This window comes from Arthrobacter sp. 05L45_2, assembly GCF_056397525.1.
On sequence record NZ_JBFTNO010000087.1, the window covers coordinates 1 to 11,468 of the forward strand.

At 67.4% G+C, this 11,468-nt stretch carries 8 protein-coding genes and 2 pseudogenes; 7 read left to right on the plus strand and 3 right to left on the minus strand.

All coding sequences use genetic code 11. The annotated features are described in order from the left end of the window. A pseudogene (locus AC1DHD_RS08725) lies at positions 1-423 on the minus strand (hypothetical protein); the annotation flags it as partial. A gap of 62 nt (positions 424-485) precedes the next feature. Further along, positions 486-1,421: an aldo/keto reductase gene (locus AC1DHD_RS08730; RefSeq protein ID WP_476879330.1), complete on the minus strand. Its 936-nt coding sequence runs from the start codon at positions 1,419-1,421 to the stop codon at positions 486-488. Between the two features lie 51 nt (positions 1,422-1,472). Here AC1DHD_RS08730 and AC1DHD_RS08735 point away from each other — a divergent pair, with 51 nt between their 5' ends. Together AC1DHD_RS08735 and mshC are read left to right on the plus strand one after the other, a co-directional pair. After that, positions 1,473-2,306, plus strand: a complete 834-nt coding sequence (locus AC1DHD_RS08735; protein WP_476879331.1) for an undecaprenyl-diphosphate phosphatase — start codon at positions 1,473-1,475, stop codon at positions 2,304-2,306. A 15-nt stretch (positions 2,307-2,321) separates the two neighbouring features. Then, a pseudogene (gene mshC / locus AC1DHD_RS08740) lies at positions 2,322-3,602 on the plus strand (cysteine--1-D-myo-inosityl 2-amino-2-deoxy-alpha-D-glucopyranoside ligase); the annotation flags it as partial. Between the two features lie 60 nt (positions 3,603-3,662). Here the strand turns inward: mshC and AC1DHD_RS08745 are convergent. Continuing rightward, positions 3,663-4,568: a PAC2 family protein gene (locus AC1DHD_RS08745; protein WP_476879332.1), complete on the minus strand. Its 906-nt coding sequence runs from the start codon at positions 4,566-4,568 to the stop codon at positions 3,663-3,665. Between the two features lie 121 nt (positions 4,569-4,689). On the opposite strand from AC1DHD_RS08745, the gene AC1DHD_RS08750 reads away from it, so the two are divergent. The 5 genes from AC1DHD_RS08750 (at position 4,690) to dop (ending at position 11,408) form a co-directional block, all read left to right on the plus strand. Beyond that, positions 4,690-5,448 (plus strand): HAD family hydrolase, encoded by a 759-nt coding sequence (locus AC1DHD_RS08750; RefSeq protein ID WP_476879333.1) that lies wholly within the window; start codon positions 4,690-4,692, stop codon positions 5,446-5,448. Between the two features lie 73 nt (positions 5,449-5,521). Beyond that, the gene (locus AC1DHD_RS08755) at positions 5,522-6,676 is read left to right on the plus strand and encodes a site-2 protease family protein (RefSeq protein ID WP_476879335.1); all 1,155 of its coding nucleotides are present in this window, start codon (positions 5,522-5,524) and stop codon (positions 6,674-6,676) included. Between the two features lie 99 nt (positions 6,677-6,775). Next, positions 6,776-7,858, plus strand: coding sequence for a tRNA (adenine-N1)-methyltransferase (locus AC1DHD_RS08760; protein ID WP_476879334.1), 1,083 nt, complete (start codon positions 6,776-6,778; stop codon positions 7,856-7,858). A gap of 80 nt (positions 7,859-7,938) precedes the next feature. After that, complete coding sequence (gene arc / locus AC1DHD_RS08765) at positions 7,939-9,750, plus strand: proteasome ATPase (protein WP_476879336.1); 1,812 nt, start codon at positions 7,939-7,941, stop codon at positions 9,748-9,750. A gap of 47 nt (positions 9,751-9,797) precedes the next feature. Next, positions 9,798-11,408, plus strand: coding sequence for a depupylase/deamidase Dop (gene dop, locus AC1DHD_RS08770; protein WP_476879337.1), 1,611 nt, complete (start codon positions 9,798-9,800; stop codon positions 11,406-11,408). Positions 11,409-11,468 lie beyond the last annotated feature (60 nt).

Consider the following 11,468-nt stretch of genomic DNA (forward strand, 5'->3'; position numbering starts at 1 on the left):
GGTTTCCATCTTCACGCCGGTGTCCCCAAAGATGGAGCCAAGCGTGGGGTAGTACTCGAAGTTCTGGTTGATCAGGGACCCGGACGCCAGGACCACCACAAGGGCCGCCGGCAGCACGGCGATCCGGGCCGGCAGCCGCCGCAGGTCCCGGATCTTCGGCACCACCAGGAGGAGCGCCAGGATGCCGATGCCTGCAAACGCGTAGACGCGCTTGGGCAGCGGGGAACCCCACAGGTTCCAGATAGGTTCGGAAAAAAGCCAGACTATAATGCTGAGAATGCCCGCCACGACAACCGCGGCCGGCACCCAGCGACTGATATGCCGACGGCGCCCCCAAACCAGCCAAGCGAGGGACGCGGCAGCCAGAATGTAGAGAACCACGGGCACAACGCCGGTCGTTATCGCGAGGTTCTGCAAGTTCATGGACTCAGATTAAGTCCGGAACCCGGGAGTTTGCCCGGAATGGGCCGAAAGAATCCTGCGGGTTAGGCGGGAGCGGAGACGTCCTCGAGAGCTGCCGCAATCTCAGGAGGCAATGGCGTCAGCACTGAGTCCATAATTTCCTTCAACTGGACCGGCGTCCGGGCCCCCACCACGCCCGTGGCGACGCCGTGCTGCGACAAGAGCCAGCTCAGGGACACGTCCAGGGCAGTCCGGCCCAAACCCWTCGCCGCCATTGCGACGGCCTCGACAACACTGGAGGCGGTGCCTTCAAGGTAGGGCTCCACGTAAGCGGCGAGTTTGTGGTGCGCACCCCGGGAATCGGACGGGAGGTGTCCTCGGTATTTACCGGTGAGCACCCCGCGGCCCAGCGGACCCCACGCCATGAGCCCGAGCCCGGCGTCCTCGATGGCGGGAATCAGTTCGGCTTCGGCCTTGCGCTGCAGCAGGGAGTACTCAGCCTGGCAGGCCACAAGGGGGAAATCTGCCACGGCGGCCGCCTTGGCCGTCTGCCAGCCGGTGAAGTTGGAGATGCCGGCGTACCGCGCCCGGCCGGACCGCACCGCGAATTCCAGGGCCGACAGGGTTTCCTCCAACGGCACGTTTGGATCCCAGGCCTGGGCGAACCAGATGTCCACGTAGTCGGTGCCGAGGCGGGCCAGGCTCGCGTCGAGGCCGGACAGCATCCCGTTCCGGGACGTATCGACGCTATGGCGGCTGCCCGACGTCGTCAGCCCGGCTTTCGTGGAGATAACAACCTCTGACCGCGCGACGACGTCGCCGAGCATTCCGCCGAGGACCGCCTCGGCCCCGCCACCGGCGTAGGACGCCGCGGTGTCGATCAGGGTGCCGCCGCCGTCGACAAAGGCGTGGAGCAGCGCCGAGGCGTCCTGCTCATCCGTCTCACCGGCCCACGACATAGTGCCAAGGGAAAGGGACGAGACACGCAACCCACTGTTGCCGACATAACGCTGCTGCATGCCTGCAAGCTTACGGTGCTTCGGAACGTCCATAACGTAGGGTCTATAAACGTGAACTGGTTAGAAGCTGCCTTTCTGGGCCTTGTACAGGGACTGACAGAATTCCTCCCTATCTCCTCGAGCGCCCACCTGCGGATTGTGGGGGCCTTCCTTCCCAACGCCGCGGACCCCGGAGCCGCCTTTACCGCCATCACCCAGCTGGGTACCGAGACCGCGGTGATCGTCTACTTCTGGCGTGACATCGTCAGGATCGTCAAGGCCTGGTTCGGCTCGCTCACCGGCCGGGTCTCCCGCCAGGATCCCGACGCCCGGATGGGCTGGCTGGTGATCCTGGGCAGCCTCCCGATCATCATCCTGGGCCTGCTCTTCCAGGACCAGATTGAATCGGTGCTGCGCAGCCTGTGGATCGTCGCCACCACGTTGATCGTCTTTGGCATGATCCTCGCCGTAGCCGACGCCGTCGGGCGCCAGGAACGCGACCTCACCAGCCTCAGCTACAAGCACGGCATCTTCTACGGACTCGCCCAGGCCATGGCCCTGATCCCCGGCGTCTCGCGCTCCGGCGGCACCATCACGGCCGGCCTGCTGATGGGCTACACCAGAGAGGCCGCAGCCCGGTACTCCTTCCTGCTCGCCATCCCGGCAGTATTCGGCAGCGGCCTGTACCAGCTGTACAAGGTGGTTTCCAAGGACGGGATCACCGGTCCCTACGGCCTGCCCGAGACCGCCCTGGCCACCGTGATCGCTTTCGTGGTGGGTTACGTCATCATCGGCTGGTTCCTGCGCTACGTCTCGACCCGCAGCTACCGCATCTTCGTCTGGTACCGCATCCTGCTGGGGCTGGCCCTGTACCTGCTCCTCGGTTTCAATGTCATCAGCGCCTAGCACTAGGCTTGGGATGTGAAATCCTGGATCTCCCGCCCCGTTCCTCAGCTTCCGGGCAGTATGCCTGCACTGCGACTTTTCGACACCGTAACGGGAGGCCCGGCCACCCTTGAGGCAACCGGGCAGCAGTCCATGTACGTATGCGGCATCACCCCGTACGACGCCACCCACATGGGGCACGCGGCCAGCTACGTGGCCTTCGACCTGCTGAACCGGGCCTGGCGCGACGGCCGCCAGCAGGTGTCCTACGTGCAGAACGTCACCGACGTCGACGATCCGCTCCTGGAGCGCGCCACGGCGACCGGCGTTGACTGGCGTGAACTTGCCGCCAGCCAGATCGAGTTGTTCCAGACCGACATGGAAGCCCTCAACGTCCTCGCGCCGGACCACTACGTGGGTGCCGTCGAGGCGATCCCGCGGATTGTTCCGGCCATCGAGTCTCTCCTGGAGCGGGGCTTGGCGTACCGCGTGGCCGGGGGAGCGGGCGAGCCTGACGGGGACGTCTATTACGACGTCGAAGCCGCCGGCAAGCACTCTGCCGAGGCAGAGGACGCCTGGACCCTCGGCTCCGTCTCCGGGCTCTCCGACGCCGAGATGCTGGAACTGTTTGCCGAGCGCGGTGGCGACCCCGGCCGCGCCGGAAAGCGGCAGGCCCTGGACCCGTTGTTGTGGCGCGTTGCCCGTGACGGCGAACCGAGCTGGCCCGGCGGCGCCCTGGGTGCGGGCCGTCCCGGCTGGCACATCGAATGTACCGTGATCGCCCAGCAGTACCTGCCCGCACCCTTCACCGTGCAGGGCGGCGGCTCAGACCTCGTGTTCCCGCACCACGAGATGGGCGCAGGCCACGCCTGGTCGCTGGCCGGGGTGCCGCTGGCCAAACACTTTACCCACGCCGGCATGGTGGGGCTGGACGGCGAGAAAATGAGCAAGTCCAAGGGCAACCTGGTGCTCGTCTCCAAGCTCCGGGCGGAAGGTGAGGAACCGGCCGCGATCCGGCTGGCCATCCTGGCCCACCACTACCGCAGCGACTGGTCGTGGACGGCGGAGGGCTTCGCCGAAGCCAAAGAACGCCTCCGCACCTGGCGCGCCGCGGCCGAGGTCGCGCCCTCAGGTTCAGCCGCTCCGCTCCTTGGCCAGCTCCGGGCAGCACTCTCGGACGACCTCGACGCCCCCCGCGCACTGGCAGCTGTGGACGCCTGGGCAGGCGCGGCGCTGACGGCCGACGCCGGTGAGGGGTCCGCGGCCGATGCCGCACTCGTGGGCGACGCCGTCGACGCATTGCTCGGCGTCGAACTTTWGGCCGGTAGCTCCCGGCGCGGTATGACCAGCGCCGGGACCGAAGGGCCTGCCTGGAAGCTAGGGCTTGTCCTTGCCCCGGCGCTTGAGGTACCGCTCGAATTCGCGGGCGATGGATTCACCGCTGGCCTCCGGGAGGTCGGCGGTGTCCTTCGCCTCTTCAAGCTGCCGGACGTAGGCAGCGATCTCGGGATCCTCGGTGGCGAGTTCGTCGACGCCGCGCTCCCACGCGTCCGCGTCCTCCACCAGTTCCTGGGTGTCCACCGGAACCTGCAGCAGCTCCTCGATCCGGTGCAGCAACGCCAGCTGGGCCTTCGGGGACGGTGCCTGCGCGACGTAGTGCGGCACCGCGGCCCATAGCGAGACTGTAGGCAGGCCGGCAAGCAACGCCACTTCACCGAGCACGCCGACAATCCCCACCGGGCCCTCGTACTGCGAGGCCTCAAGGTCCATCCGTTCCCGCAGCGCGGCGTCGTCCGTTGAGGCGCTGACGGGAATCGGCCGGCTGTGCGGCACGTCCGCGAGCAGGGCGCCGACCAACACCACGTAGTCCACGTTCAGCGCCTCCGCGTGGACCAGCAGCTCAGCCGTGTAGGCCCGCCACTTGTACGAGGGTTCCGTGCCCTGGACGAAGATGACGTCCACGTTTGAGTCGGGCACCCTGGCCTTGAAAATGCGGGTGGAAGGCCACTTGATCTTCCGCTCGCCGGAGGCCGTCCGGCGGATCGTGGGGCGGGTGAACTGGAAGTCGTAGTATTCGTCCGCATCAATGGAGCCGACCTTCTTGCCGCCCCACAGCTTGTTGAGGTAGCGCAACGCATCACTGGCGGCCTCACCGGCGTCGTTCCAGCCCTCAAAGGCCGCGAGCATCACGGTGACGCGCTGGCCCTCGGGCACGGGCTGCAGCAGCCGTTCCGGCTCAGGCGTGGCGCCAGTCTCCGCGGTGTCTGGCTCGAAGCTATTCATGTGTTCACCCTACGTCCAAGTCGCGGGCGCGTGCAGGAAGGAAAACGCCCAAGCCACCTTGAAATTCGCCGACGGCGTAGCCCCGGGCACCCCGCAGTACCCGCACCGTAGACTGAAGGGCATGCGATCCCCAGTCTCCCAGCCCCCGCTCAAAGCCGTCTTATGGGACATGGACGGCACGATCGTGGACACGGAACGCTACTGGATCGAAGCTGAGCACGCCCTTGTGGCGGCCCATGGCGGACAGTGGTCGCACGAAAAAGCGATGCAGCTTGTTGGCCAGTCACTGGTCTTCTCCGCCGGCATCCTGCAGGACGCCGGCGTCGAGCTCGAAGTCCGCGAAATCATCGACACCCTGACCGGGCATGTCGTCAGCCTGGTCCGCCAGTCCGTCCCCTGGCGTCCGGGGGCACGCGAGCTGCTTGAGGAACTGCACACCGCCGGCGTCCGCTGCGCCCTTGTGACCATGTCCGAGGCCCCGCTGGCCCGCGAGATCGTGGCCAGCCTGCCCAAGCCCTACTTCGAGTTCCTCATCACGGGGGACACCGTGGCGCAGGGCAAGCCCCATCCGGAGGCTTACCTCAAAGCGGTGGAACTCCTGCAGGAGGATGACCCTAGCCTGGACCACCGGCACTGCGTGGCCCTGGAAGACTCGGGGCCGGGCGTGGCGGCGGCGGTCGCGTCCGGTGTCATCACAGTGGCCATCCCGCACCTCGTGCCGCTGCTGGATGACCCGCGCCGCGCCACGTGGGACACCTTGGCCGGACGCGGTGTTGCGGACCTTGAAGAACTCGTCGCCCTCCGGCACGCGAACGACGGCGGACTCCCGGGCTCAATCCCCGAACTGGCCGGAACCCGTGGGGGCCGGAGCCTTGACTGAGCAGCCGCCGCAGAAGCCCGCAGGGAACCCGACAGGGGAGCCCGGGGAAGTCCCGTTCTCGCTCCGCGGCGGGATCCCGCTCGGCAGGATCGCCGGGATTCCCGTGGTGCTGGCCTACTCGTGGTTCGCTATCGCCGCCTTCACCGTGATCGCCTATGGCCCGGTGCTCGCACACAACGATCCCCGGCTTGGCGCCTCGGCCTATCTCGTGGCGTTCGCGTACTCGGTACTGCTGCTGGTCTCCGTGCTGGTGCACGAACTGGCCCACGCGCTCACCGCCCGCCTCTATCGCTGGCCGACCCGGAAAATTGTGCTCAACCTGTGGGGCGGCCACACCCAGTTCGAAGAATTCACCGCATCCCCTGGCCGGTCTGTGCTGGTGGCCATGGCCGGACCTGTGGCCAACCTGGTGCTGGCCGGCGCCGGCTGGCTGGTCCTCGCCGGCGGGCAGCTGCACGGCGTGGCGGACACCCTGGCCAACATTTTCGTCTGGGCCAACCTGCTGATCGGCATCTTTAATGTCCTCCCCGGCCTGCCGCTGGACGGCGGGCGACTGGTGGAATCCGCGGTCTGGAAAGTCACCGGCAGCCACGAACAGGGCACTATCGCGGCCGGCTGGGCCGGGCGGATCATCGTCATCGCCCTGGCAACGTGGTTTGTGGTCCTGCCGTTGCTGAGCGGTAACCGGCCGGACACGTCCTTGATGCTGATCACTGTCCTGGTGGGCGGCTTCCTGTGGATGGGCGCCTCGGCCTCGATCCAGCAGGCCAGATACCGGGGCAGGCTCCACCTGGTGGACGCCGCGGCCCTGGCCGAACCCGCCGTCGGGCTTCCGGACACCGCGAGCGTGCTGGACGTGCTGCGGCATTCGCCCCGGGGCGCGCCCGCCGTCGTGCTGTACGGCCCGGACTTGCGGCCGGCCGCCGTCGTCGACGAGTCCGCCGCGGCGGACGTCCCCGAAGCGCTGGCGGCAGCGACACCGGCAACCGCAGTCGCCTACCCTCTGGCTGCCGGCGCTTACGTCAAGGAAGGTGACCGGGGCGCTGACCTGCTGTCCTATCTAGCCCAGCTGCAGGGCTCGGATTACGCGGTGGTTAACAACGCCGGAACTGTCACCGGACTCCTGCGGCAACTGACCGTCCTCAACGCCCTCACGGGAAAGCAAACGCGCGGCTCCGTCCGTCCACGGGCCGGCGGCGAGGCCCGGAACCAGGACCAGAACCGGTAGAGTTACCTGCCGGTCGTGAATTTCCCGGCCCACGACCACGGGCCGGTGCCCGCCGCCCATCCGCGGCCACCCAGCTTTACAGGAGCGAGGAACACCTTCATGAGCAGCGACACCGCCGCCAACCCCACCCCTACCGACGACACGGCAGCCGCCGCCGGTGCCGCAKCGCCCGACGCCGGGGCTTCCGCACCGGTCGGTGCCAACCGCCGCCGCGGACCGTTCCGCGAGGGTGAGCGTGTGCAGCTGACCGATGAACGCGGCCGGATGAACACCATCAGCCTGGAAGCGGGCGGCGCCTTCCACACGCACCGCGGTTTCCTCAACCACGACGAAATCATCGGCAAGCCGGACGGCTCGGTGGTTGTGAACAACGTCGGACAGCAGTACCAGACGCTTCGCCCGCTGCTCTCGGACTTTGTCCTGTCGATGCCCCGCGGTGCCGCTGTGGTGTATCCCAAGGACGCCGGCCAGATCGTCACGATGGCCGACATCTTCCCGGGTGCCCGCGTGGTCGAAGCCGGCGTCGGCTCGGGTGCGCTCTCCATCTCCCTGCTCCGGGCGGTGGGGGACAACGGCTACCTGCACTCCTTTGAACGCCGCGAGGAGTTCGCCGACATTGCCCGCGGCAACGTCGAAACCATCTTTGGCGGCGCACACCCGGCCTGGCAGATCAGCCTCGGCGACTTCCAGGAGGAAGTGGTCCGGACTGAAGCCCCCGGCTCCGTGGACCGCGTGGTCCTGGACATGCTGGCACCGTGGGAATGCCTCGACGCCGTTGCCACCGTCCTCGCACCGGGTGGCGTGTGGATCAATTATGTCGCCACTGTCACTCAGCTTTCCCGCACCGCAGAGGCCATCCGCGCCGACGGCCGGTTCACCGAACCGGATGCCTGGGAATCCATGGTCCGCGGCTGGCACCTGGAGGGCCTGGCTGTACGCCCGGACCACCGGATGGTCGCCCACACCGGCTTCCTGCTGGTGACCCGCCGGCTGGCCGACGGCGTTACCGGCATCTCCGTGAAGCGACGGCCCTCTAAGACCGAGTTCGACGCCGAGGACGTGAACGCCTGGACTCCCGGCGCCGTTGGCGAACGTGCGGTCTCCGACAAGAAACTCCGGCGTGCTGCCCGCGACGCGATCGCCGGCACCAACGTCAAAGACACCCCCGAGGTCACGAACTAGTCCGCATTTCGGATGTCTTCAACAGCACCCGCCGTCTTGGGGCTATGGTCTTAATAGAAGGACGGAAGGGGCTGATGATGATGGAGACTCCGAATAACGAACACGGCGGAACGCCGGCGGAGGACGAGGCCCAGAGGGCAGGCGGCGCCGGCCAGCCGGTGCCGGCGGCGGCCGGCGGGGTGGACTTTACCGCGAACGAGCTGTCCGTCGCCGAGCGCCAGGTAAACATCCTCCGGGACAAACTCCGCCACATTGACCGCCAGCTGGCGGCTGCCACGCAAAACAACTCCAAGCTCGTGGGCATGCTGGAAACGGCCAAGGCCGAAATCCTGCGGCTGAAGAACGCGCTGGACCAGGAAGGGCAGCCGCCGTACAGCTTCGGGACCATCCTGCAGCTGAACCCCAAGCGGCGGCCCGAGCCGGGAAGYAGCGGGCAGGCAGCAACTGAAGAGTCCGTGGACATCTTCAACGCCGGGCGCAAAATGCGCGTAGGCATCAGCCCGCTCGTGAACCTCAACCAGCTCTCCGTCGGCCAGGAAGTCTTGCTCAACGAAGCCCTCCTGATAGTGGCCGGGCTCGGCTACGAACGGGCCGGGGACCTCGTAACGCTCAAGGAGCTTCTGGGCAGCGACCGCGCCCTGGTGGTGGGACGCGCCGACGAGGAACGTGTCATCAGGCTCTCCGGTGCTCTCCTGTCCCAGAAACTCCGGGTCGGGGATGCCCTTTCCATCGACAGCCGCACCGGCTACGCCCTGGAGAAGATCCCGCGCTCCGAGGTGGAGAACCTCGTCCTCGAAGAGGTCCCTGATATCACCTACCAGGACATCGGCGGCCTGGGACCACAGATCGAGCAGATCCGCGACGCCGTCGAACTGCCTTTCCTGCACCCGGACCTGTACCGGGAGCACGGCCTGAAGGCGCCCAAGGGGATCCTGCTCTACGGCCCTCCCGGCTGCGGCAAGACCCTCATCGCCAAAGCCGTCGCCAACTCGCTGGCGGCGCGGGCAGCGGAGCGCGCGGGCAAGTCCGACATGAAGAGCTACTTCCTGAACATCAAGGGACCGGAGCTGCTGGACAAGTACGTCGGCGAAACCGAACGGCACATCCGGCTGATCTTCTCCCGGGCCCGGGAGAAAGCGTCAGACGGCAGCCCCGTGGTGGTGTTCTTCGACGAGATGGATTCGCTGTTCCGCACCCGGGGCACCGGCATCTCCTCCGACGTGGAGACCACCATCGTGCCGCAGCTGCTCAGCGAAATTGACGGCGTCGAACGGCTGGACAACGTCATTGTGATCGGCGCTTCCAACCGCGAGGACATGATCGACCCCGCCATCCTGCGGCCGGGCCGGCTGGACGTCAAGGTCAAGATCCAACGGCCCGACGCCGAGGCGGCTGCTGACATCTTCAACAAATACATCACCCCGGACCTGCCGTTCCATCAGCAGGACCTCGCCGAGCACCACGGCGATGCCCAGGCCACAGTGGACGCCATGATCCAGCGCACCGTTGAGGCCATGTACTCCACCGAGAAGTCCAACGAATACCTGGAGGTCACCTACGCCAACGGTGATACCGAAATGCTCTACTTCAAGGACTTCAACTCCGGCGCCGTCGTCCAGAACGTGGTGGACCGGGCCAAAAAGTCCGCCATCAAGGACCTGCTGACCACGGGCCAGAAGGGTCTTCGCATCGACCATCTTCTCCGCGCAGTGGTGGACGAGTTCCGCGAACACGAGGACATGCCCAACACCACCAACCCCGATGACTGGGCCCGGATCTCCGGTAAAAAGGGCGAACGCATTACCTACATCCGTACCATCGTCCAAGGCAAGGCCGGCCAGGAGCCCGGGAAGTCCATCGAGACGATGCCCACCACGGGCCAGTACCTGTGACCGCGGGTCCCGCGTCGGCATCCTCGGGCCTGCCCGTCGGCGGCGCCATGCGGGTTATGGGATCGGAGACCGAGTACGGCATCCACGCGCCGTCGGCGCCCGGCGCCAACGCCTCCATGATGTCCGCCCGGGTCATCCAGGCTTACGCGCAGGTGACGCGCCAGCGCGCCGCCGGCGGGGCCGAAACCCGCTGGGACTACACCGACGAGGAGCCGCTCCACGACGCCAGGGGCTGGACCCTCGAGCGGAGCAGGGCGGACCCCGAGCAGCTCACTGACCGGCCGCCGGTCCTGGACGCGGAGGCCGTGGCCCTGGCCTACGGCCGTGCCGAACTGGACCACGACGGCGATGACGAGTCCGGGTCCCTGCTGATGAACATGGTGCTCGGCAACGGGGCGCGCCTGTACGTCGACCACGCCCACCCGGAGTATTCCAGTCCGGAAGTGACGAACCCGCGCGACGCCGTGACGTGGGACGCCGCCGGGGACCTGGTGGCGCTGGCCGCGGTCCGGCGGCTCGCCGCCGACCCCGAGTTGCCGCCGATCAACCTTTACAAGAACAACACGGACAACAAATCCGTGTCCTACGGTTCCCACGAGAACTACCTGATGCCGCGCTCTGTCCCGTTCGGCGAAATCGTGAGGGGCCTGACGCCGTTCTTCATCACCCGCCAGATCATGTGCGGGGCGGGGCGCGTCGGGCTGGGCCAGGACAGCTCACGGCCCGGCTACCAGATCAGCCAACGCGCGGACTTCTTCGAGACCGAGGTGGGGCTCGAAACCACCATCCGGCGTCCCATCATTAACACCCGCGACGAACCCCACGCCACGGCGGACAGGTACCGGCGCCTGCACGTCATCATCGGCGACGCCAACCTCAGCCAGGGCGCCAATTTCCTCAAGTTCGGCACCACCGCCATGGTCCTGAGCCTCATCGAGGCCGGGCTGGCGCCCAGGATCGAGGTCCACGAGCCTGTCGCCGCGCTGCAGACCGTCAGCCACGACACGTCACTCACGGCGACGCTCCGGCTGGCCGACGGCCGCCGCATCACCGCCCTGGACCTGCAATGGATCTACTTCGAGGCCGCCGCCAAGCTTGCCCAGGACACCGGCGTCGCCGACGCGGTGGACGGGGACGGCCACACCCACGCCGTGCTGGAGCGCTGGTCGGCGACCCTGACCGCGCTCGACAGCGACCGGGCCGCCGCAGCATCAACCGTGGAGTGGCTGGCCAAGCTCACCCTGCTCGAGGGCTACCGGCAGCGTGACGGCCTGGAATGGTCCGATGCGCGGCTGGGGCTCGTGGACCTGCAGTGGGCGGACATCCGGCCGGAGAAGGGGCTCTACCACCGCCTGCTGGCGCGCGAGAGGATGCAGCGAATCGTCGACGACGCCGCGATCACCCGGGCGGTGACGGAACCGCCGTCGGACACCAGGGCCTTCTTCCGCGGCCGCTGCGTCAGCCGCTTCGGCTCCGATCTGGTCGGCGCCAGCTGGGACTCGGTGATCTTCGATCTGCCCGGCCGGGGCAAGCTGCAGAGGGTGCCAACCCGGGAACCGCTGCGCGGCACTGAGGCGCTCACGGCAGGCCTGTTTGCCCGGCACCGCGAGGCCGCACCGTTCCTCGCCGAGCTCCTCGGACTGCCGCCCGGTTCGTGAGCCCAAAGCCCCCGTGAGGGGCCCTGACGTGGCAATATGGCTTTACAGGGTGTCCCGCTC

Coding starts and splice junctions, on each gene's coding strand:
- AC1DHD_RS08745 (WP_476879332.1), bottom strand. CDS start 4,568: ATGAATAGCTTCGAGCCAGACACCGCGGAGACTGGCGCCACGCCTGAG.
- AC1DHD_RS08750 (WP_476879333.1), top strand. CDS start 4,690: ATGCGATCCCCAGTCTCCCAGCCCCCGCTCAAAGCCGTCTTATGGGAC.
- dop (WP_476879337.1), top strand. CDS start 9,798: ATGCGGGTTATGGGATCGGAGACCGAGTACGGCATCCACGCGCCGTCG.